Annotated in this window: 20 protein-coding genes; 13 read left to right on the forward strand and 7 right to left on the reverse strand. The window is 60.8% G+C overall.

Features of this window, described 5'->3' with window-relative positions; translation table 11 throughout:
- Nucleotides 1–53: 53 nt before the first annotated feature.
- The 3 genes from ASF70_RS09730 to ASF70_RS09740 all read left to right on the forward strand — a co-directional run bounded on the left by ASF70_RS09730 (nt 54) and on the right by ASF70_RS09740 (nt 5,373).
- On the forward strand, nt 54–1,736 hold the full coding sequence (locus ASF70_RS09730; RefSeq protein ID WP_062453698.1) for a response regulator: 1,683 nt from the start codon (nt 54–56) through the stop codon (nt 1,734–1,736).
- Nucleotides 1,737–1,847: 111 nt separating this feature from the next.
- Nucleotides 1,848–3,203, forward strand: a complete 1,356-nt coding sequence (locus ASF70_RS09735; RefSeq protein WP_062579341.1) for an EAL domain-containing protein — start codon at nt 1,848–1,850, stop codon at nt 3,201–3,203.
- A 124-nt stretch (nt 3,204–3,327) separates the two neighbouring features.
- Nucleotides 3,328–5,373, forward strand: coding sequence for an NADH:flavin oxidoreductase (locus tag ASF70_RS09740; RefSeq protein ID WP_062580169.1), 2,046 nt, complete (start codon nt 3,328–3,330; stop codon nt 5,371–5,373).
- A 90-nt stretch (nt 5,374–5,463) separates the two neighbouring features.
- On the opposite strand, the gene ASF70_RS09745 is transcribed toward ASF70_RS09740, so the two are convergent.
- Nucleotides 5,464–6,072, reverse strand: coding sequence for a PRC-barrel domain-containing protein (locus ASF70_RS09745; protein ID WP_062453695.1), 609 nt, complete (start codon nt 6,070–6,072; stop codon nt 5,464–5,466).
- A 222-nt stretch (nt 6,073–6,294) separates the two neighbouring features.
- Nucleotides 6,295–7,188 carry an SMP-30/gluconolactonase/LRE family protein gene (locus tag ASF70_RS09750; RefSeq protein ID WP_244474000.1) on the reverse strand — a complete coding sequence of 298 codons (894 nt, stop codon included), beginning with the start codon at nt 7,186–7,188 and terminating at the stop codon, nt 6,295–6,297.
- Nucleotides 7,189–7,377: 189 nt separating this feature from the next.
- Here ASF70_RS09750 and ASF70_RS09755 point away from each other — a divergent pair, with 189 nt between their 5' ends.
- From ASF70_RS09755 to ASF70_RS09795, 9 genes are all read left to right on the forward strand, one after another.
- On the forward strand, nt 7,378–8,112 hold the full coding sequence (locus tag ASF70_RS09755; protein WP_062453693.1) for a LuxR family transcriptional regulator: 735 nt from the start codon (nt 7,378–7,380) through the stop codon (nt 8,110–8,112).
- 379 nt (nt 8,113–8,491) lie between these two features.
- Nucleotides 8,492–9,658, forward strand: coding sequence for an Mrp/NBP35 family ATP-binding protein (locus tag ASF70_RS09760; RefSeq protein WP_062579345.1), 1,167 nt, complete (start codon nt 8,492–8,494; stop codon nt 9,656–9,658).
- Between the two features lie 272 nt (nt 9,659–9,930).
- Nucleotides 9,931–11,832: a potassium transporter Kup gene (locus ASF70_RS09765; protein ID WP_062579347.1), complete on the forward strand. Its 1,902-nt coding sequence runs from the start codon at nt 9,931–9,933 to the stop codon at nt 11,830–11,832.
- A gap of 251 nt (nt 11,833–12,083) precedes the next feature.
- The gene (locus ASF70_RS09770; RefSeq protein WP_062579348.1) at nt 12,084–13,259 is read left to right on the forward strand and encodes a cell wall hydrolase; all 1,176 of its coding nucleotides are present in this window, start codon (nt 12,084–12,086) and stop codon (nt 13,257–13,259) included.
- A 242-nt stretch (nt 13,260–13,501) separates the two neighbouring features.
- The gene (locus tag ASF70_RS09775) at nt 13,502–13,855 is read left to right on the forward strand and encodes an AtpZ/AtpI family protein (protein ID WP_062579350.1); all 354 of its coding nucleotides are present in this window, start codon (nt 13,502–13,504) and stop codon (nt 13,853–13,855) included.
- 63 nt (nt 13,856–13,918) lie between these two features.
- Entirely contained in the window at nt 13,919–14,671 is a 753-nt protein-coding gene (locus ASF70_RS09780; protein ID WP_062453688.1) for a F0F1 ATP synthase subunit A, read from the forward strand.
- A gap of 67 nt (nt 14,672–14,738) precedes the next feature.
- Nucleotides 14,739–14,966, forward strand: a complete 228-nt coding sequence (locus ASF70_RS09785) for a F0F1 ATP synthase subunit C (protein WP_037087706.1) — start codon at nt 14,739–14,741, stop codon at nt 14,964–14,966.
- Nucleotides 14,967–15,043: 77 nt separating this feature from the next.
- Complete coding sequence (locus tag ASF70_RS09790) at nt 15,044–15,691, forward strand: F0F1 ATP synthase subunit B (protein WP_062579352.1); 648 nt, start codon at nt 15,044–15,046, stop codon at nt 15,689–15,691.
- A 4-nt stretch (nt 15,692–15,695) separates the two neighbouring features.
- Nucleotides 15,696–16,181 carry a F0F1 ATP synthase subunit B gene (locus tag ASF70_RS09795; protein ID WP_062453686.1) on the forward strand — a complete coding sequence of 162 codons (486 nt, stop codon included), beginning with the start codon at nt 15,696–15,698 and terminating at the stop codon, nt 16,179–16,181.
- 52 nt (nt 16,182–16,233) lie between these two features.
- On the opposite strand, the gene ASF70_RS09800 is transcribed toward ASF70_RS09795, so the two are convergent.
- Nucleotides 16,234–16,944, reverse strand: a complete 711-nt coding sequence (locus ASF70_RS09800; RefSeq protein ID WP_062580170.1) for a ribonuclease HII — start codon at nt 16,942–16,944, stop codon at nt 16,234–16,236.
- A gap of 240 nt (nt 16,945–17,184) precedes the next feature.
- Nucleotides 17,185–18,342, reverse strand: coding sequence for a PA0069 family radical SAM protein (locus tag ASF70_RS09805; protein ID WP_062579354.1), 1,158 nt, complete (start codon nt 18,340–18,342; stop codon nt 17,185–17,187).
- 130 nt (nt 18,343–18,472) lie between these two features.
- Between ASF70_RS09805 and ASF70_RS09810 the strand changes: the two genes are divergently transcribed.
- Nucleotides 18,473–19,003: a hypothetical protein gene (locus ASF70_RS09810; protein WP_062579357.1), complete on the forward strand. Its 531-nt coding sequence runs from the start codon at nt 18,473–18,475 to the stop codon at nt 19,001–19,003.
- Nucleotides 19,004–19,012: 9 nt separating this feature from the next.
- On the opposite strand, the gene moaB is transcribed toward ASF70_RS09810, so the two are convergent.
- Genes moaB through ASF70_RS09825 form a run of 3 tightly spaced genes read right to left on the reverse strand, consistent with a single transcriptional unit; the run spans nt 19,013 to nt 22,332 of the window.
- A complete protein-coding gene (gene moaB, locus ASF70_RS09815) occupies nt 19,013–19,564 on the reverse strand; it encodes a molybdenum cofactor biosynthesis protein B (protein WP_062579360.1) in 552 nt (183 codons plus the stop codon).
- Nucleotides 19,561–20,478 (reverse strand): 4-(cytidine 5'-diphospho)-2-C-methyl-D-erythritol kinase, encoded by a 918-nt coding sequence (locus ASF70_RS09820; RefSeq protein WP_062579362.1) that lies wholly within the window; start codon nt 20,476–20,478, stop codon nt 19,561–19,563. Before ASF70_RS09820 ends, moaB begins: the two co-directional genes overlap by 4 nt.
- An 18-nt stretch (nt 20,479–20,496) precedes the next feature.
- Complete coding sequence (locus ASF70_RS09825; RefSeq protein WP_062579363.1) at nt 20,497–22,332, reverse strand: tetratricopeptide repeat protein; 1,836 nt, start codon at nt 22,330–22,332, stop codon at nt 20,497–20,499.
- Between the last annotated feature and the right edge of the window lie 109 nt (nt 22,333–22,441).

Below are 22,441 nucleotides of genomic sequence, written 5' to 3' on the forward strand. Positions count from 1 at the left end.
CGCATGGTGCCGGCGATTGGCCGAGTCTGTGAACACACAGGGGGTTTTGTCACATGAATGATTTGGCGTCGGCGGACGCGGACATTCAGACTGCGATGATGGAAGTGATTTCCGAGGCGATTTCGGGTGGGCACTCAGGCGGCCTTGTCGTCTACGACAAGAACGACCTGTTGATCTTTGCCGGTCAACAACTGACCATCCTTCTCGGCATTCCTGACAGCGTCCTTGCACCCGGTACACGGCTGCGCGATCTCCTTGGTGCAATCTATGACGGCGGCGGACGGTTCATGTCCGAGACCGGCGGCACAAAACGATTGCTCAGCCGCGACGACTGGATTTCCGACAATATTGCCACGCTCTGGAAGGAGCGGCACGAGGCGCTGATGCGCCGTGGTGCCGATCGCTGGATCAGTCTTGCCAAACGGCGCCTGCCGTCGGGCTACGGCGTCTGCATCCTCCGGGACGTGTCCGAACAGCGCAAGCGCGAAGAGCAGTGGCGCGCCGACATGGAGCGCGTGCAGTTGACCGAGGATATCCTCGACAACCTGCCGTTCCCGGTCATGGTCAAGGACACCAATCTCGCCTTCGTCGCCGTCAACAAGGCCGCCTGCCGCTTTCACGATCTCCCCGCCGAAGCGCTGCTCGGCTGCACGGGGACCGACATCCACGCTCCGGCCTTGGCCCAGCGGCTCGACGGCATCAACCGCCGGGTGGTGGAAGACGGCGAGGAGATCCAGCTGCCGGAGCGTCTGACGCGTCCGGATGGCTCGCAGATGGTGATCGTCGCCAACAAGTACCGGATCGGCAAACCGGGCCGGTACTATCTCGTCACCGCCATGCAGGACATTTCCCGAATGGTAGAAGTGGAAGAGGACGGGCGTGGCTTTATCCGCCTGTTCGACGACCCCAATCTGTTTTCCGCCAAGCTGCATCGCAAGAGCAAGATGCGGGACGCTTTGCAGGGCGCGGATCCCGATATCGCCGGCAGCCAGATCCTGATCGTCTCGAGCGACCCGCTTTTCACTGGAACCGCGAAGGCGATCCTTGCGGATTTTCAGGTCGAGGCATCCTCGGTCGTTGATGAACACGAACTGGCGCTTTGCCTCGAACTCGTGTCCAACGCCGCGGTCAGGGTCGATCTCATCGTCGCGGATCGCGATCTGGCGTCCGCCTGCCGCGCCATCGGCTCAAATTACGACAAACAGGTCGTGGCCTTCGATGCTGCGGCTCTCGAAGAGCATCTCGTTCCGACCCTCAGCCGCGAACTGACCAAGTTGCGTGGACCTGTCGAACAGGACGAAGAAGACAACTGGCAGATCCTGCCCGATGACCCTCAGCCCTGCGTCGATATCCTTGTTGCTGAAGATAACGAGGTGAACCAGATCGTGTTCTCGCAGATCCTCGAAAGCCTCGGGTACCGCTATGCGATTGCGGTCGATGGAGAAGAGGTGGTCAGGATGTGGCACGAGCTTCGTCCTTCGCTGGTGCTGATGGATGTCACTCTGCCGACCCTGAACGGCTTCGAGGCAGCGCGGGCGATCCGCACGCTCGAGGAAGAAGGGCAGGCGTCGACACCGATCGTCGGCGTCCTCGCCCAGGCATTCGACCGCGACCGCGAGGAATGCTTTGCATCGGGAATGGACGACGTGATCCTGAAGCCGATCAGTCCCGATGTGCTGGAAACCCTGTTCGCGAAATTTCTCGTCGTTGCCGGTTCGCAGCAGATGCTGTCTTGAGCATGGATCGGAAGCGCGGGCGGCTATCCCGAAACGCTACGGTTCCGCTATGAAATGTTAAGCTTTGTCCCGCATCGTCGCCTATCAAATGTGGTGCAAGCGGATAAACTTATGACGTTGGCGGAAAACCCGTTGCCGCAGCTCCGTCAGCATGAGCTGCAGGCCAAGGCTTATAGCGACCCGCTTACGGGTCTTGGAAACCGACACCGTATGCGCGACAAGGTTCACCTTCTCGCCGCAGAGCGTGCAGCCGATCCCGCCCCGTTTACTGTTTGCATTGCCAATCTCGATGGTTTCAAGCCGATCAACGACCTGTTCGGCATGGAAGCAGGCGACGAGATCCTCTGCCAGGTGGCGCATCGCCTCAAGGCCTGCATTCCGGATGGCGCAACGGTCACCCGTCACGACGGCGACGAGTTTGCCTTCGTGCTGCCGCTCGTCTTCGAGCGCACCGGCGCCGAACGGATCGGCCAGATGATCCGGGATGTTCTTTCCGCACCCTATGATCTGGGGGATCGCAATGTGCGTCTCTCGGCGTCCTTCGGCTTTGCCATCTACCCCTTCGCCGGCGAGCATTTCGAGGAACTGCTGAAGAGCGCCGAAACCGCGCTTTACCGGTCCAAACGCCGCGGTCGCGGTCAGATCACGGTCTATTCCCAGGAAATCGCGCAGGAGATGATGCGCGCGACGCAGCTTGAACAGGCGCTGCGCCATGCGATCATCAGCGATGCCGTGGATGTCCATTTCCAGCCTATCGTGCGCCTGGACGATGGATCGGTCGTCGGGTTCGAGGCACTCGCGAGATGGAACGACAAGGATCTCGGTTTCGTATCGCCCGCCGTCTTCGTGCCGCTTGCCGAAGAGCGCGGATTCATCGATGCGCTGTCGGAAACCCTGCTGCGCAAGGCGGCCGAGGCAGCACTGTCCTGGCCGCGGGATCTGTTCCTGTCCTTCAATCTGTCCTCCGCCCAGCTGATGGACCCGACGACCACGGAAAGCATCCTTTCGACGCTCGCCCGCGTCGGGCTCGATCCGCATCGGCTGGAATTCGAGATCACCGAAACCGCCGTGATGACCTCGGCCGATACGGCAGAGCGCATCATCACGGATCTTCGCAAGGCAGGCGCGCGCATCTCGCTCGATGATTTCGGCACCGGTCAGTCCAGTCTCGGACGTCTGCGCGACTTCACCTTCGACAAGGTCAAGATCGATCGCGCCTTCGTCTCCCGCATCACCTCGGACCGTGCCTCTGGCCACATCGTCAGGGCGATCATCGCCATGTGCGACGGTCTGGAACTGGAAGTGGTCGCCGAGGGCATCGAGCAGCCGGAAGAAGCGGAAATGCTGCGATCGCTGGGCTGTGCCATGGGGCAGGGCTATTACCACGGCAGACCCGCCGATACGGCCTCGACGCTGCGGTATCTGAGCACCCATCACCGCGACTTCATGACCCCCGAACGGGACTGATCTTCCGCCTCCACCACCGTTGAGGAGAGGGCGCGGAGTGGACAGTCCGCGCCGCGTCTGATGCTCGCACGGGGCTGTCCGCTGCGCGATGATGTGGTTTTGCAAGCCGCATTGCGAGATCACCATGTCCGTTTCGAACGATCCCCTTCTGCAGCCGTTTCAGCTGAAGCATCTCACCCTCAAGAACCGCTTCATGTCGACGGCTCACGAACCGGCCTATTCCGAAGACGGCATGCCGAAGGATCGTTACAGGCTCTACCATCTCGAAAAGGCAAAGGGCGGCATCGCGCTCACCATGACCGCAGGTTCCGCGATCGTCTCGCAGGACAGTCCACCCGCATTCGGCAACCTGCACGCCTATCGCGACGATATCGTGCCGTGGCTGAAGACGCTCACCGATGACTGTCATGAATACGGCACGGCGGTGATGATCCAGCTCACCCATCTCGGGCGCCGGACCGGATGGAACAAGGGCGCCTGGCTTCCTGTGCTGGCGCCATCTCCCATTCGCGAACCCGCCCACCGCGCCTTCCCCAAGGAAATCGAGGACTGGGATATCGAGCGCATCGTCGCAGACTATGCCGATGCCGCCAGCCGCATGCAGGCGGCGGGTCTCGATGGCATCGAGATCGAAGCCTACGGCCACCTGATCGACCAGTTCTGGTCGCCCGCCACCAACCACCGCGACGATGCGTTCGGCGGATCGCTCGAAAACCGCATGCGGTTCTCGACCATGGTGATCGATGCGGTGCGAAAATCCGTCGGTCCGGATTTCATCGTCGGCATCCGCCTGGTTGCCGACGAGAACTGGGACAAGGGGTTTTCCCGCGAAGAGGGGATCGAGATCTCCCGCCGGCTGGTGGCGTCGGGCGGCATCGACTTCCTGAACGTCATCCGCGGCCATATCGATCACGATGCGGATCTGAACGAGGTTATCCCGATCCAGGGCATGCGATCCTCGCCGCATCTCGACTTTGTCGGCGATGTCAGGAAGGCGACGAAATTCCCGGTCTTTCATGCAGCCCGAATCGCCGATGTTGCAACGGCCCGGCATGCGGTCGCCGAAGGCAAGCTCGACATGGTCGGCATGACCCGTGCCCACATTGCCGATCCGCATATCGCGAACAAGGTAGCAAGTGGCAAGGAGGCGACCATTCGCCCCTGCGTCGGTGCGACCTACTGTCTGGATCGCATCTACGAGGGAGGAGAGGCTCTCTGTATCCACAATGCGGCGACGGGGCGCGAAGCCTTGCTGCCGCATGTGATCGAAAAGGCAGCAGCTGTCCGAAGGGCCGTCGTGATCGGTGCCGGTCCTGCCGGGCTCGAGGCGGCCCGCGTGCTGGCAGAGCGCGGCCACGCAGTCACCGTGCTCGAGGCAACGGGGAAGGCGGGTGGTCAGATCAATCTTCTGGTTCGCAATCCGCGCCGCCGCGAAATGATCGGCATCATCGACTGGCGGCTGGCGGAGCTTGAGCGGTTGGGTGTCGAGATCCGCTACGACGTGTTTGCCGGCGCCGACGATGTCCTCGAACTCGAGCCAGATCTCGTCGTCGTCGCGACCGGCGGCATACCGCAGTCGCCGCAACTTGAGGCGGGCGAAGAGCTTCTGACCTCCAGCTGGGATATTCTCGCCGGATCTGCCAAACCCGCAGGCCCGGTTCTGCTGTTCGATGACAATGGCGGCCATCCGGGTATGAGTGCCGCCGAAGTCATCGCCACATCAGGCGCGGATCTCGAGCTTGTCTCCCCCGAACGCTTCTTCGCACCTGAGATGGGGGGCATGAACCATGTCCCCTACGCACGGATTTTTGCCGAGAAGGGTGTCCGCGTGACGATCAACACGCGGTTGAAGTCGGTGCGGCGTGACGGCAATGCATTGGTGGCAAGCCTCGGATGCGATTACGCAAAGGATGTGGTCGAGGAAAGGCGTGTCGCACAGGTCGTGGTCGAGCATGGCACGGCCGCGAACGCGGATCTCTATTTCGAGTTGAAGCCGCTCTCGCGCAATCTTGGCGCCGTGGACTACGCGATGCTGATTAACAGAAAAGCGCCGCTGCTGCCGAAGAACCCCGGCGCGGCTTTCGATCTCGTGAGGATCGGCGACGCTGTGGCAAGCCGCAATGTCCATGCAGCGATCTACGATGCGCTGCGATACTGCTCGCTTCTGTAAACGGCGCACGAAAAAGGCGGCATTATCAATGCCGCCTCTTCCATTCAATCGTCTGTCACGTGGCGTGTAGCCCGTTCCAGGTCCCTAAAATTAGTTCTTAGGAGCCGTCGACGGAGTTGTGGCGCCATTTTCAGCCGGTGCTGCCGGAGTGCCCGGAGCCGGGTTCATCGTGGACGACGTGGTCGATGTGTCGGATGCTGCCTGCTTGTCGTCCAGTGTCTTGAACTCTGGCGCTGACTTCAGCGCCTCGGCCGTTTCGGTGGTCGACAGACGCACTTCGTTGTTGTTCTGCGCGTCGCGGGTAAGCGTCAGCTTGCTGATCGGAAGAGCTACATCCTTTTCGCCGATGCCGAGGAAGCCGCCGACGCCGACAACTGCTGCAACGAGTCCGCCGTTTTCTTCAAAAAGGAGGTCGTTGACGTCACCAATGCTTTCGTTAGCCGAATTGTAGATCGACTTGCCGATATAATCGTTGGCGCTGACCTGGGTGGTCGCCTGTTCGGTCAGGTAATTGCCGTCTGCAGTGGTAGCCATGCCACCTGCTGGTGCAGCCGGGGTGGTTGTCGTGGTATCGGCCGGTGCCGAAGGTGCTGCCGGTGTCGCCGGAGCAGGCTGTGCCGTCTGGGCAAAAGCCGGTGCAAGTGTGGTGGACGCCATGAGAACGGCTGCTGCGGCGATCGTGCTGAGAGTCTTTTTCATCGTGTTCCTACCTTTTCCATTCGTCATGAAGGACGGCTTCTCGGATTGAAGGGCCGTCTCGACCAAGAAGGACGCATTCGTTCTGCTTGGCTTCGGTAGGGAAATGGCCGAAACGCCGGTTTGGTTCCGCATTTCCATGCCGTTTTATTAGGCAGAAACTGCGGAACGTTTCAGCACTTGGCGGGTTTGGGGCTTTATCAGCGAGAATATAGATCCTTAAAGTCAGGCCGAGTATCGGGGTTCCCGACCAAGCGTGACTGGAACGGCGAGTTCGAACAACGCTCCCGCCAGCGGATCGGAGGTACGGGCGTCCTGGTCCATTCCCTCCCAGGCTGATGTGACAGCCAAGCGCCCATTTCCGATCACGACAGGGCAGGTCGTTCTCTTGGCGGGCACTTCGAAACGCGCGAGAAGGACACCGTCCAGACCATAATGGTCGACCGCACCTTCACCCCAGCGGGCGTTCCAGATCGTGCCGTCCTGATCGCAGACCGCGCCATCCATTCCGCCGGGGCTGCCGCTGCCATCGATGAAGAGGGTGGGTTTTGACGTCGGGAGCCCGGTCGATGGATCAAGGTCGACACGCATGAGGTGGTTGATGCGCGTGTCGACATAATAGCCGATGCTTCCGTCAGGCGAAAAGCAGATCGCATTCGGAATGCTCATCTTGTCAAACAGCGTCGTGACCTTGCCGCCCACGACATGATAGATCGCACCCGCGCCTTCCGCAGCGGTGCGCCCCATCGTGCCGATCCACAGCGCGCCGGAAGGGTGCAGCCGGCCGTCGTTGGAGCGGTTGTCCGGCTTGTCCTTCTCGAGGTCGCAGTGCAGGGTCAGTTCGCCGGTGGCGCGATCCCGTATGAAGAGCCCTTGATCGGAGGCGATCAGCTGCCGCTCGGCGTCGACCGGCACGAGAACGCTTCCCATTATGGGGAGGATCTGCACAGATTCTTTGCCGGTGTTGATGTCGAGCGAGCGAAGCTGCTTTTCGAGAATGCTGAACCACCAGATCGTCCCGGTATCCGCATCGAAGCTGGCTCCTTCGCCAAGTTCACAAGGCGTCGAGGACAATACGCTACCCTGGAACGGGTGAGAGACAAAATCGGCTGTGGTCACGGGCATCCTCCGCAGAAGCTTCTGTTCGTTGCAGAATTAACGCGAACCGCCGCGATGGCTAGCCGCGTCATCAGATTTTCCCTGACAAATTCCTGAAACCATGCGACAAGATTCGCAAATGCGAGAACCTATCACCATCACCTGGTGACGTTTGCGTGCGTAAGGTCTGGTCGGAGCAAGAAGCAGTACATGTCTAAGACCGAAAAAGCCGAAGAGATGTCCTTTCTCGACGGCAGTGTCGCCGAAATCGCCACCCTGCAGACCCAGTTCGATGTCATCCGGTTCCTGAAGCGAGTGACGCAGTATTATAACTGTCGCACCTTCATGGTTCTCAACCTTCCGTCGATCACGTCTCGCGAACTGTCCGAAAATACCGTCGTTACCAATTGGCCGGCGGAGCTGATGTCGCAGTTCGACAAAAGCGGTCTGATGCAGACCAGCTCCGGCCTTGCACATCTGCGCAAGTTCACGACGCCCTTCGTCTTCGATCTCTCGAGCGATCGCGGCGTGATCAATTCGAGCGACGAGGTCACGCAGATCTTTTCCGGGTTCGGCATCCAGCGCGGCGCCTGTTTCCCCGTCCATGACCGGCTCGGCAATCGCGGCGCCGTTTGCTTCGGCGGTACGGGCAAGACATTTGACCAGCAGCAGATGATGGAACTGCATTATCTCTCGGTTCACGTCTATGAACAGCTGGCGCAGATCCGCAGCCTCGACGTCAAGACCAACGATGTCCTGACCGAACGCGAAGTCGATTGCCTGAACTGGACGGCTGCGGGTAAGACCAGCGCGGAAATTGCCGAAATCCTTGGACTCTCCGAGCACACCGTAAACCATTATCTCAACCGCACGGCCCGCAAGCTCGATACCGTCAACCGCACCCAGGCGGTTGCCAAGGCGTTGCGATCCGGCATCATCAAGTAACGATGCGGGCGATCATTATTTGATCAACGCCTCTGTTTTCTACGCGGTCAATTGATCGTTCACTGGGCAAATTCCCAACGCTCTCGAGTTGCCTGTCCCTAACACCCTGTTTCGACTACGTAAACATCCGCATTACGGTCTGGCATGGTTCGTGCTTGTTTACGGGCAGGTCCAGAGGGGGCTGAAAGCGTCCCAAGAGGCGCGATAAAAACAAGCCGCTATCCGGGGCGCCGTCTGGCTGCCATCCGGGTAGCGGCTTTCTTTTTTCTGACGTGGGGCGTTTCAACGAAGCGTCTTGCTCGAGACCGGTGACACTTCCTATATAAGCCTTGGATCCGGCGCGGGCAGTTTGTGTCGAGATCGCTATCAGGAGCAGGCAATGTCCGACGTCACCAAGGAACAGATTCTGGCGGTTCTCGCGAAGGTTCGCGGACCCGACCTCGAGGGTGATATCGTCTCTCGCGGAATGGTCTCCGACGTCTTTATCTCCGACAAGAAGGTCTATTTCTCGATTACGGTGCCGGCCGATCGCGCAACCGAACTCGAGCCGCTGCGCATGGCCGCCGAACGGACGGTCGCCGCGATGCAGGGCGTCAACGGCGCGCTGGTTACGCTGACGGCCGATCGCAGAGCTGGAACGGCACCTGCCAAGACGGCACCTCCGCCAAAGCCGCAAGCGCCTGCCGCCGGTCACGCGCATCCGCACCCCCCCGCCACACCCGGGCCGAGACAGCCCGCACCGAAAGCCGGCGTTCCGGGCGTGGGTGCCATTATCGCGGTGGCGTCCGGCAAGGGTGGCGTTGGCAAATCGACGACAGCAGTCAATCTGGCGCTGGGTTTCCAAGCCAACGGTCTCAAGGTCGGCATTCTCGATGCGGATATCTACGGCCCGTCCATCCCGCGTCTCCTCAACATCTCCGGCAAGCCGCAGCAGCTTGAAGACCGGAAGATCGCCCCGATGCAGAACTATGGTCTGAAGGCGATGTCGATCGGCTTCTTGGTCGAGGAGGGCACCGCGATGATCTGGCGCGGCCCGATGATCCAGTCGGCACTGCTGCAGATGCTGCGCGAAGTCGGCTGGGGCGAGCTCGATATTCTCGTGATCGACATGCCGCCTGGAACTGGCGACGTGCAGCTCACGCTCGCCCAGCAGGTGCCACTCGCCGGTGCCGTGATCGTCTCGACCCCGCAGGATCTCGCCCTGATCGACGCCCGCAAGGCCATCGCCATGTTCGGCAAGGTCGAGATACCAATCCTCGGCATCATCGAGAACATGAGCTACTTCCTCGCTCCCGATACGGGCACCCGCTACGACATCTTCGGCCATGGTGGCGCAAAGTCGGAAGCCGAGCGCATCGGCGTTCCCTTCCTCGGCGAAATCCCTTTGACGATGGACATCCGCGAACGCTCCGACGCGGGCACGCCGGTCGTCGTTTCCGACCCGGACAGTGCATCCGCCGCCGTTTATCGGGAGATTGCATCCAAGGCCTGGGCAGAGATTAAGGGCAAGCCGCTGCGCAATGCGCCTGCCATCGTTTTCGAATAGAACCTATTCGAGTTTGGACGGTCTCCCGGGCAGGAATACACGGTCAGTGGCGGTCAATACTCTGAAATCGCCTCTCTTTTCGTTTCGAAATTGTTAAACATCGCCGCTAGACGTCTGCGGCGATAGTGAAAGCATGCAGTTGCAGCCCTTGCCTTGTGCAATTGCTGTCTTTATAGGCGCCTCCCGCCGGAGGGCGCTTCCTTGCTCTTCGCGGGCGGAGCGAAGTATCCGCATTTTTCCGTTGAAAGGCTGGCTCGAACGCCAGATGCCGAATGGGCCACCCAGCAGAACATAGTGCCGCCGAGAAAACCAAAGGACATGGGCTGTTCGCGCTTGCGCTCGGCTCTGTCGGTGTCGTCTATGGCGATATCGGCACGAGCCCGCTCTATGCCTTTCGCGAGGCGTTGAAGCCCGTCGCCCATGACGGCGTCACGCAGATGGAAATCATCAGCCTCATCTCGCTGATGATCTGGACGCTGACCATCATTGTCACCTTCAAATACGTTCTCTTCCTGCTGCGCGCCGATAACGATGGAGAGGGTGGCACGCTGTCGCTTCTGGCGCTCATGACCAAAGGAGCGTGCGGCCATCGGGCTGTCCTGATGCTGCTCGGGCTGATCGGCGCCGCGCTGTTTCTAGGCGATGCGATGATCACGCCGGCGCTGTCGGTCCTGTCTGCGGTGGAAGGCCTGAAATACGTATCACCGCATTTCGAAAGCGCCGTTCTGCCGATTTCGATTGCCATCCTGGTTGCGCTGTTTGCCATCCAGTCGAAGGGCACCGGCATGGTGGCGAAGTTCTTCGGACCGATCACCGCCATCTGGTTTCTCGTGATGGGCGGCATCGGCCTGGTGCATATTTTCGACGACCTCAGCATTCTGGCCGCCTTCAATCCATTGCATGCCTTCCAGTTCATGAGCGAAGAAGGCTTTGCCGGCGTCGTCGTTCTCGGCGCCGTCTTTCTGACCGTGACCGGCGCGGAAGCGCTTTATGCTGATCTCGGCCATTTCGGTCGCCGTCCCATCCAGTGGGCTTGGTTCGTTTTGGTCTTTCCGGCGCTGACGCTGAATTATCTCGGTCAGGGCGCCATGGTGCTGAGACATCCCGAAGCGATGAGCGATCCGTTCTATCTGATGTTCCCGCAATGGGCGCTCGTTCCGGTCATCATTCTCGCCACCTGCGCCACCATCATCGCAAGCCAGGCTGTCATTACCGGCGCCTTCTCGCTGGTGCGCCAGGCGATCCATCTCGGCTATCTGCCGCGCATGCAGATCCTGTTCACCTCGGAAACCAATACCGGCCAGATCTTTCTGCCCGCCGTCAACACGCTGCTTCTGGTCGGTGTCATCGCGCTGGTTCTTGGTTTCGAGAGCTCCGATGCTCTGGCCACCGCCTACGGCATCTCGGTGACCGGCGCCATGGTGGTGACGACGCTGATGGCGTTCGAGTTCGTTCGGCTGAGATGGCGCTGGCCGCGTGTGCTGGCAACCCTTGTGCTCGCGCCGCTTCTGCTGCTCGAATTCGTTTTCCTGGGCGCCAATCTTTTGAAGATTCATGATGGCGGCTGGGTGCCGGTCATGATGGCGATCGGCTTTACCGTCGTCATGTGGACCTGGAAGCGGGGTGCTGCGATCCTGTTTGAAAAGACCCGCCGCATCGATGTGCCGCTGCAGACCTTTATTCCCATGGTGGAAAAGAAAAGCGATCATGCTCCGGTGTCCGTGCCAGGCGTCGCCATCTTCCTGACCGGTGATCCGCAGACAGCACCGGCGGCCTTGCTGCACAACATCAAGCACAATCACGTCCTGCATGCGAAGAACGTCATCCTGACCATCATCACGGTCAACAAGCCGCGCGTATCGATCGAGGATCGCTACCGGGTCGAGAAGCTGTCGGATCGGTTCACGGTCATCGAACTGCGGTTCGGCTTCATGCAATCGCACAATGTCTCGCAGTCGCTTGCCTATCTGAGAAAGACCGGCTTCAAGTTCGATATCATGTCGACGTCGTTCTATCTCGGCCGACGCAAGCTGGTACCGGACGCAGCTTCCGGTATGCCCATGTGGCAGGACCGGTTGTTTATCGCACTCGCCAATGCCGCAACCGATCCGTCCGACTATTTCCACCTGCCGGCCAACCGCGTCGTCGAACTGGGTTCGCACGTCATCATCTGACGGAAAGGGTGACGGAGAGGTCGCCCAAAACCCGCGTGGCATTTCGGACACGAGCCTCTGACGTTTAAGTGAAAATGCCCGAATACCAGCGTTACAAGGGATTCTGTCTATAAGCGTTAACTGCTCATCAAGGTTAATGATTGATGTTTGACCCATCGATCAGTCATTGAGGTCCCTGGTTGACCTGCCTTGTGGAGTAGCCGGTTTTGCGTTCGAAGACCGTACAGCGTCGAAAGTCCTCTAAAGTGGCCATGCCGGCGGCTCGGACGAAGTCTCTTTTGCACCGCGCCCTGTCGCGCCGCGATATCTGGCTGGCGCCTGGCGTCCTTGGACTTGCTGCCTGGCTGGTGTTTCCAGCCGTTCCCGCACAAGGCGATCTCACCGATCTCCTCTCCGGCATCGACCGCGGCCGCGACCAGTGGCGCATGGTCATGACCAACTCGCCGGCCGGTTCTATTCATAACGCATCGCTTGCCTTTCCGGGTGGCGGTTCCGTGCTCGGCGGCGATGCCGGCATGACGCTGCCCGACGGTCGCCGCGTTGCATTCACCGGCAACGAGAAGTCAGGTGAGGACACGCCGGACGAAGACCGCGTCAACCGCGCTGAAAAGAAGAGCCGGATCGTAGCCGTCGAACAGATGCAGCCGCCGAAGGCCTTTTCGGCCGGGTCGATCCTCGAGCGTTCCAGCTCGCTGACCACGCCTGTGGATGCCAGCGATGAAATGACCGCCTTCGTCAAAGCCGAAGCCGACGACCAGCCGGTCGAGCTCGCCGAATTCTATTTCCGCAAGGACGAGGTAAGGGAGCCCGGTCTTCCTTCGATGCTCGCCGACCTCATCACCAACGAGAAGGCAGATGTGCTGGCAACCGCCTATGCACCGGCCAAGCCCGACTTCTCGCGCAAGTCACCCTTCGATGCGATCCTCGGCGCAAAGCCCGAAACCGGCCGCTTCATTCCGCCGATCGGCCCGGAAGACCACGCCTGGGCAGCAACAGCGCTGCCGGAAGAATCGTTTTCGCCCAAGCAGCAGCAATGCCTGGCCGCCGGCATCTATTTTGAAGCGCGCGGGGAAGAAGTGCGTGGCCAAGCCGCGGTCGCACAGGTCATTCTCAACCGCGTCCGCAATCCGCACTATCCGAAAAGCATCTGCGACGTCGTCTATCAGAACGAAGACTGGCGCAACCGCTGCCAGTTCTCCTTCGCCTGCGACAACATTCCAGACCGAATCCGCGCGCCGGATCATTTCGAAACAGCCCAGGAAGTTGCGATGGCGGTGACCGCCGGCAAGATCTGGTTGCCGGAAGTCGGCTCGGCCACTCACTACCACGCGGTCTATGTCCGTCCGAACTGGGCAAAGACCATGAAAAAGGTCGGACGCATCGGTCTGCACGTGTTTTACCGTACCTATGGTGGTGGTTGGAGCTGATAAACCCGGCCGATCTGTGAATATTCCCGCGAAGGTTTTGCCATGTTGCCGGGAATTCAGCGATAACCGCTTGAAATCGAAGCGTTAATTTCCCCTGAATCAAGGCCCGGCACCGCCTTGACTATAAGTCCTCTCAAAACTATGTTGCGCGCGACTTAGAAGCGGGCCGGAAGGCGCGAAACCCCGCTGGCTGCTGTTGCGGTTGGTCCGCTCCGAACAAGGGCGGATGGGAGGACGTGAGGATGGACAACCGCGAGGATGGTCTGGAAGAACGCCGAAAGCGTCTGTCCGCACAATTGGCGGATCGGAAGGCTGGTGACGCGGTAGAGGCGAAGCGGGAAGCGCAATCTGAAGAAAGTCGAAAGGGCATGGCCCTCGGCTTCAAGATTTCCTCCGAATTCATCTCGGCTGTCGCAGTGGGCGCCATTCTGGGCTATGGACTGGATTACTATGCCGGCACGTCGCCGTGGGGGATGATCATTCTTCTCCTTCTTGGTTTCTGCGCCGGTGTTTTGAACGTGCTTCGATCCGTGGGCAAGGTGGCCGAGCCGCCGCCCTTGCGGAAAAAAGGCAGCGGGGACGGGGCAGGGCACTAACAGGCTCGGTTTCGCAACACGAATTGAGCCGCCGGCATGGCGGCATATGAAAGAGGGTAAGCGGTGGCAAACGATCCGATCCATCAGTTCCAGATCAGCAAGATCGTCCCGATCGAGATCGGCGGTATCGACCTATCCTTTACCAATGCATCGCTGTTCATGACTGCTACGGTCGCCTGCGCAGCCGGCTTCCTGTATTTCGCATCGTCCGCCCGCAGCCTGATCCCGGGCCGCGCACAGTCGGTTGCGGAAATGTCCTACCAGTTCATTGCCAACATGCTGCGCGAAGGCGCCGGCAGCCATGGCATGAAGTTCTTCCCGCTGGTCTTCTCGCTGTTCATGTTCGTCCTGACCGCGAACCTGCTCGGGATGTTCCCGTACTTCTTTACCGTCACCAGCCAGATCATCGTCACCTTCGCACTGGCGCTGCTGGTGGTCGGCACGGTCATCGTCTACGGCTTCTACAAGCACGGCCTCGGCTTCCTTCAGCTGTTCGTGCCAAGCGGTGTACCCGGCGCGCTTCTGCCGCTGGTCGTCGTCATCGAAGTCATCTCCTTCCTGTCCCGGCCGATTTCGCTCTCCGTTCGTCTTTTCGCGAACATGCTGGCCGGCCACATCACGCTGAAAGTGTTCGCGGGCTTTGTCAGCTCGCTTGGAGCACTCGGCGCACTCGGCATCGGCGGCGCCATCCTGCCGCTCGCCATGACGGTCGCCCTGACCGGTCTCGAATTCCTCGTTGCCTTCCTCCAGGCCTATGTCTTCGCGGTACTCACATGCATGTACCTGAACGACGCGGTCCATCCCGGCGGGCACTAAGAATAACTACCAAATTGGCGTCCTGAGGCGTCAGTCATCAGCCGCAAACCCATTCAAGGAGTTCATCATGGAAGCGGAAGCAGCAAAGTTCATCGGCGCAGGTCTGGCTTGCTTTGGCATGGCCGGCACGGCCCTCGGCCTCGGCAACATCTTCGGCAGCTACCTGTCGGGCGCCCTGCGCAACCCGTCTGCCGCTGACAGCCAGTTCGGCCGTCTGGTATTCGGTTTCGCCGTTACGGAAGCTCTGGGCATCTTTTCGCTGCTCGTAGCTCTCCTTCTCCTGTTCGTGGTCTAATACCAGACCTGGACTTCGGATCACGGTCGTTTCAAAGCGCACCGTGATCCTTCGCATTTGGAATTCACCCGGAGGTGATGATGTTCGTGACTTCGGCATATGCGCAGACCGCGCCGGCCGCTCCTGAAACGCCTGCAGCACCGGGCGCCGCACCGGCGGCCGAACCGCATGCTGCTCCGGCTGGCGAAGTGCATACCGAAACCGGTGTCGCCCACGACACTGAGCACAGTGGCGCGTTTCCACCGCTCGACTCATCCCATTTCGCGTCGCAGCTTCTCTGGCTCGTCATCACGTTCGGTCTCTTCTACCTTCTCATGAAGAAGGTGATCGTTCCGCGCGTTGGCGGAATCATCGAGGATCGTCACGATCGTATCGCCAAGGATCTCGAAGAAGCCGGCCGCGCCAAGGCGGAAGCCGATGCTGCCGTCGAGACCTATGAAAAGGAACTGGCCGCCGCCCGCGCCAAGTCGCACGGCATTGCCGAAGCGGCCCGCGAAGCCGCCAAGACGAAGGCTGCTGCCGACCGTAGCGCCATCGAAGCCGAACTGGCCGCAAAGCTCAGTGCAGCAGAAACCCGCATCGGCGAGATCAAGGACAAGGCTTTTGCTGAAGTCGGCCAGATCGCCGAAGATACCGCATCCGCCATCGTCGATCTCATGATCGGCGGCAAGGCAAGCGGCGATGACATCAAGGCTGCCGTCGCGGCCGCCAAGACGGGGGCCTGATCGCATGGCATTCGACGCAACATTTTTCGCACTCGTTGGTCTCGTCATTTTCCTCGGCATCCTGATCTACATCAAGGTGCCGGGCATGATGGCAAAGTCGCTCGACGAACGCGCCGCCAACATCCGCAGCGAACTCGACGAAGCCAAGAAGCTTCGCGAAGAAGCCCAGGCGCTGCTGGCTGAATACCAGAAGAAGCGCAAGCAGGCCGAAGCCGACGCTGCCAGCATCGTGGCTTCCGCCGAACGCGAAGCCGCTGCCCTGACGGAAGAAGCCCGCCAGAAGACGGAAGAATTCGTCGCCCGCCGCAACGCGGTCTCCGAGCAGAAGATCAAGCAGGCGGAAGCTGATGCCGTGAGCGCCGTTCGCGCCGCAGCCGTCGACCTCGCCATCGCCGCCGCCGAAAGCGTCATCGCCCGCAAGGCCGATGCAGCAACGCAGGAAGCCCTGTTCAGGGACGCCGTCGGTACGGTTCAAACGCGCCTGAACTAAGCTTCAGAGACATGAATTAAGAAAAGGCCGGGCGAAAGCTCGGCCTTTTGCGTTATGCGGTGAGGGTAATGTCCGAGTCCTGGAGATCGGCGAGATCGTCTTCCGGCAGCGGATCTTTCCGCATCGGACGAAAGCTCATCCGGTGGAGCGGGCAGGGGCCGTGGCTCGTAATGCCGTCGCGGTGCTGTTTGGTGGCGTATCCGACATGCTTGGCAAAGCCATAGGCCGGAAAAACGGTGCAGGCGCGACCCATCATCCGGTCGCGGGTGACTTTCGCCACGATCGAGGCCGCGGCGATGGAGACAGAGCGGCTATCGCCCTTGATCACGGCCTTGCCGGGGCAGGCGAGCCCAGGCGGCATGTCGCGGCCATCGGTGAGGAGATAGGCCGGCTTGATATTCAGTCCGATCACCGCACGCCGCATGGCGTCGAGACTGGCGCGCAGGATGTTGCGCTCGTCGATGAGGCGCGGACCAGACGATGCAATCGACACATGCGCCGTCGCCATGATCATCGCAAACAGCGCTTCCCGCTGCTTCAGGCTGAGCTTCTTGGAATCGTCGAGACCGGGTGGAATGTTGTCGGGATCGAGAATCACGGCGGCTGCCACAACCGGACCCGCCAAGGGACCGCGGCCTGCTTCGTCGGTGCCAGCCACCGGCCAATGTCCGGCATCCCGCGCCATCAGCTCCAGGCTGAAATCTGGAACGAATGGCGTCTCTTCAAACAATGTCGGAGAATCGGGCGGCGTGCGAAGCAACATGGCGGCAGTTTCGCACGCCCGCCCGACCTCCGGCAACCCCCGGACAACGAGTGCGGCGTCGTTGCCCACCATCGGGGGCGCCCTTTCGGGATGATGGTGGGAACCGGGGGTCTTTCGGCAGGTGATATGCGGGAACCGTGCCGAAATTCGAAATTAATCGACCTGAATGAAAGTCGCTGTAACTCTCGCGACGTCATCAGGCCGTTTCGCAGGGACGACGGATGCCCCTGCAGGCCAAACTCAAAGCAGCGAAAGCTGAATGCCCGCGCCATTCGGACGAACAAACAAATCGTCCCTAAGCGGCACGCCCCGACGCGTCATGCCGAGCCGCTTCGTTGCCATCTCGAAGCGTCGCCCGATCTGCCAGGCGTAAGGACCGGTGCCCTTCATCCGCTTGCCGAACTCCGCGTCATAATCCTTGCCGTCCCGCATCGAGCGAACGAGCGACATCACATGCCGGTAGCGGTTCGGGTAATGCTGCAGCAGCCAGTCGCGGAACAGCGGCGCCACTTCCAGCGGCAGACGTAAGAGCACGTAACTCGCCTCCGTTGCGCCGGCAGCGTGCCCCGCTTCCAGGAGCCGCTCGATCTCGTGGTCGTTCAGCGCCGGAATGATCGGCGAGGTGAACACAGCTGTCGGTATGCCAGCGTCCGAGAGCGCTTTGATCGCCTCGAGCCGTTTGGCGGGCGTCGACGCGCGCGGCTCCATGCTGCGGGCAAGCTTGCGGTCGAGGGTGGTTAGCGATATCGCGACCTTGGCGAGGCCCTTCGACGCCATGTCGGAAAGAATGTCGATGTCGCGGGTGACCAGCGACGATTTGGTGACGATTGTTACGGGATGGTTGGCCTTCTGCAGGACTTCAAGGATCTGGCGCATGACGCGCCATTCCCGTTCAATCGGCTGGTAGGGATCGGTGTTGGTGCCGATCGCAATCGCCCGGACCTTGTAATCGGCCCTGCTCAGTTCGCGCTCCAGAAGTTTCGGCACGTCGGGTTTGGCAAACAGCTTCGATTCAAAGTCCAGCCCCGGCGAAAGCCCCATGAAACTGTGGCTCGGCCGCGCGAAGCAGTAGATGCAGCCATGCTCGCAGCCGCGGTACGGGTTGATTGAGCGGTCGAAGGGAATGTCGGGAGAATCGTTTCGGGTAATCGCGGTACGTGGCTTTTCCACCTGCACCTCGGTCCGGAACGGTTCCAGTTCCTCGATCGTCTGCCAGCCGTCGTCGAAAGCCTCGCGACGCTCCGTCTCGAAACGTCCTGAAGGGTTCAGTCCGGCGCCACGACCGCGCCGGCGATCCCCCTCGATCCGGAGGCCGGAGGTCTTCACCAATGCATCGGCAATATCAGCCGTATGAGCAGGCGCGAATGCGTCCTGCCGCAAATGGGACAGCTCGTTCATGGGGCACTCCTGACGGGAAAAATTCCCGTTCTCGAATGAACAGATTCCTATCGCGACATTGAGAACAATGCAAGAACAAACTCGCAAAGCATATGTGGTAATCCCTTGCGCAATGCGCTAGACGTTGAAAATGCTGACTGTTTTAATGGAATGCCGGGATCAGGAAGCCGAGCTCGCGCAGACGTTGTCCGTCCTTGTTTCCGCCGCGGTGGAGGGGTTGGTCAGCGATGTCGTGGTGCTCGATCACAACTCGCGCGACGGGTCCTCCCGTGTCGCGGATGCCGCCGGCTGCCGTTTCCACAGCGCTTGGGACATCGTCGATATCCTGCACAAGGCGCGCGCCGAATGGCTGCTTCTGCTGGAGCCCGGAGCGCGTCTCCAGGCCGGCTGGATCGACGAGGTGATGGAATATCTGGCGCTCAACCGTCAGCCCGTGCGGTTCTCGCCTTCGCGAACCTACCGCAAGCCGTTCCTTACAAGGATCGTCCGTTCAGTCCCGCCGCTCGAGCAGGGGCTGATCCTGCCGAAGCGCGAAGCCGTCGCGCTCGCAAAGTCCGGCATGGGTCTCGTGGATGTCGCCAAGGCTGTGACGTCAGCCGCAAAGCCGTCGAGACTGGTGAGCGAGATGATCCCAGCGTGGGTTGCCGCGTCCGCGCGATAAATCAGACCGTTACTTGCCCGATCCGCGCCGCAGATGCTCGTCCAGCCGCGGCATGATCTCGATGAAGTTGCAGGGCATGTGGCGGTAGTCCAGCTGCGCTTTCAGGATGCCGTCCCAGGCATCCTTGCAGGCACCGGGAGAGCCCGGCAGCACGAAGATGAAGGTTGCATTGGCAACGCCGCCGGTTGCCCGCGACTGGATCGTCGAGGTGCCGATCTTGTCGTAGGAAATCCGGTGAAACACCTCGGAAAACCCGTCCATCTTCTTGTCGAACAGCGGCTCCAGCGCTTCCGGCGTCACGTCGCGGCCGGTAAAGCCGGTTCCTCCGGTGGTGATGACCACGTCGATCTCAGGGTCGAGGGTCCATTCGCGCACCTGGCCGGCGATCCGCTCCTTGTCGTCGGGCACGATGGCGCGTGCCCCAAGCCTGTGACCGGCCTCCGCGATACGGGCAACCAGCGTATCGCCGGATTTGTCGTCCACCATAGTCCGGGTATCCGACACGGTCAGTACCGCGATCGAAATAGGAATGAACTCGCGCGTTTCGACGATCTTGCTCATGGCTTTGCTCCGACGGTTTCGACCGCTTCGAAATACCAGCCCGGCTTCAGGGCGGTCAGCGCCTGCGCGGCGGCTTCCGCGTCTGTCTTCGAAGGGAACACACCGAAACAGGTCGCTCCGGATCCGGACATGCGCACCAGCTCGGCACCTTGCGCTGCGATCATCGCGGAGAGTTCCTCGATCTCGGGGATGAGCGCGCGAGCTGGCGGCTCCAGGTCGTTGCGAAGCGTTTTCAGGTAAGGCAGCCAGCCGCCTGCGTCGGTCGGCGTCGGCGGCAGGGCCTCGTTTTCCTTGTCCACCAGTAGCTTGAAAATCTCAGGGGTCGAGACGCTGATCAGCGGGTTGGCGAGCACGAGGGATAGGGACGGCATGGTCGGCAGCGGTTCAAGCCTTTCGCCGATCCCCTCGGCCAGAACGGCAGCCCCCGTCAGGCACATGGGCACGTCGGCCCCCAGCGAAAGGCCAAGCGCCAAAAGGGCTGCTTCCGGTATCTCCGCATTCCACAGCCGGAACAGGCCGCGAAGCGTGGCCGCCGCATCGGCCGACCCGCCTCCGATCCCGGCCGCTATCGGTAGTTTCTTCTCGAGGTGGATCGAAACGGGAGGCGCCGGAAAGCCGTTGGAAACCAGCTGCTGGCGAAAGAGATCGCGCGCCTTGATCACGAGATTGCCAGCCTGGCCCGCATCGTCATTTGAAAGCTCGGACGCAAAGCGGCCGGAAACGGAAAACTCATCCGCTTCCGAGAGCGTGAAGGTCAGCTCGTCACCCAGATCGGCGAAGGTGACGACGCTTTCCAGCAGGTGGAACCCGTCATAGCGAAGCCCCACGACATGCAGGCCAAGATTGATCTTCGCAGGCGCAAGTTCCGTCAGGGCCACCTCTGCGGCGGCGTCTTGCGTATCGGATATGGTCATGCTGGAAAGCCCGCTTTATCAGGATTTCTTGTCGGGATTGGCAGGTGCCGGCGGGGCAGGCGGCACTGGTGCTGCCTGGCCGCGATCGGCCGTCGTCGCGTTCGGATCGAGCGGCGGCAGGCCGTTGGCGATCTTTTCCTTGACCATTTCCTTGTTGACGTCCTCGCCTTCGGAGATCAGCGTCCGGTTCCACTGGTAGACCGCTTCCAGCTTGCGGCCGACACGCCAGTAGGCATCGCCCAGATGGTCGTTGATCGTCGCATCGCCGGCGCGCAGCTGCACTGCGCGTTCCAGTTCGGTCACGGCTTCGTCGAACTTGCCGAGGCGGAAATAGGCCCATCCCAGCGAATCGACGATATAGCCATCGTCCGGCCGCGCATCGACTGCCTTGCGGATCATGTCGAGGCCTTCGGCAAGGTTGAGGTTGAGGTCGACAAGCGAATAGCCGAGATAATTCAGAACCTGCGGCTGCTCGGGGTTGAGCTCCAGGGCCCGACGGAAATTCGGCTCGGCCTTGTCGAACTGCTTCAGGCGTTCATAGGAAATGCCGCGCTGGAAGAACACGGTCCAGTCGCCCGGCTTCGGCACGGAGCCGATCATTTCGACAGCCTTGTCGTAATTGGCGGCCATCGCCTTGTAGTCCTTGGCTTCGGAGAGCACGCTGCCATATGCGATATAGCTGCGGATGTCGGCCGGATCCGAATCGATCAGCGCCTTCAGATGGCTCTTTGCCTCGTCGACCTTGCCGGTATCGGACAGGGTGATGCCCAGCTGCAATTCGGAGATCCGGCGCATCGGGCTGTCGGCCGGCACCTTTGCATAAAGCTCGATGGCGCGTTGCGGCTGTTCCATCTTCTCGGCAATGCCGCCGAGCAGGATCAGCGTGTCGGCGCTCTTCGGGTCCATCGCATGGGAGATCTGCAGGTAGAGACCGACCATATCCTCAGCGCCCTGGCGGTTCAGCGCGCCGCCGATCGAAAACAGCACGCCGGCCGCGCCTTCGGCAGCATTGGTGATCTGCTGCTCGGGCTTCTCGCCCTTTTCAATGCTCTGGCGAAGCGCCTTCAGGGGCGCATAGTTGCTGATCATCTGGTCGCCGACCGAAATCGCGTCGAGCGCCTTCTGCTTGTTGCCGGCAGCGGCTTCAAGACGGGCAAGCGCCATGATGGCGCGCATGAACGTATCGGGAGCTGTCGCAACCGCTTCCTGGTTGGTAATGGCGGTGGTCAGATATTTGCGTGCACTGGCCGTGTCGCCGGAAACCAGCGCCATGGCGCCAAGATGATAGTCCGTAAACACCTTGAACCAGTCGGGCCCCTTGAGGCCGGCAATAGTCGAGATCGCCTGACGGCCGCGGCCTGCGCCGACATCCGCCCACGCCATCATCATCTGGTGAGTCAGCCGGTCAAGATCGTTCGGGCCGGTATAGGCAAGCGTCTTCTTGGCGGCATCGAAGCGCTTGTCGCGGATCGCATCCAGCCCCCGCACGATGCGGGTGATGCGCTCGACGCCGGCATCGTCCTTCAGCCTCTCCGCTTCGCTCAAGCCGCCTTCGAAATCGCCGCTCAGAAACAGCGAAATCATCAGGCGTTCGCGGATTTCAAGGTTGGCCGCATCAAAGGAAAGCGCCTTGCGATAGAGCGCAATCGCGTTCGCGTAATCATGGTCGACATCGGCGGTGCGGGCAGCGAGGAACGCGCCCGAAAACGACTGCGCGTCGCTGGCATCAAACTTCACGCTCTCCGCGGCGGTCGGCTTCGCCTCTGGCGTCGCCGCTTGCGCTGCACCGGCGAGCATGAGAACGGCTGCGAGCGCTGCGCTGGAAAGCAGACGGAGGCTGTATTTCTGCCGCATAAAAAGAATGCCTTTCGTGGTGGGCCTTGAGCAGGCGACGCTTTGACGGTGGCAAATCGCCACCATCCCGCGCCAATTGAGTCATGACAGAATGGCTTTTTTGAAGCAT

The sequence above is a fragment of the Rhizobium sp. Leaf321 genome, from assembly GCF_001423215.1.
Lineage (GTDB): Bacteria > Pseudomonadota > Alphaproteobacteria > Rhizobiales > Rhizobiaceae > Neorhizobium > Neorhizobium soli.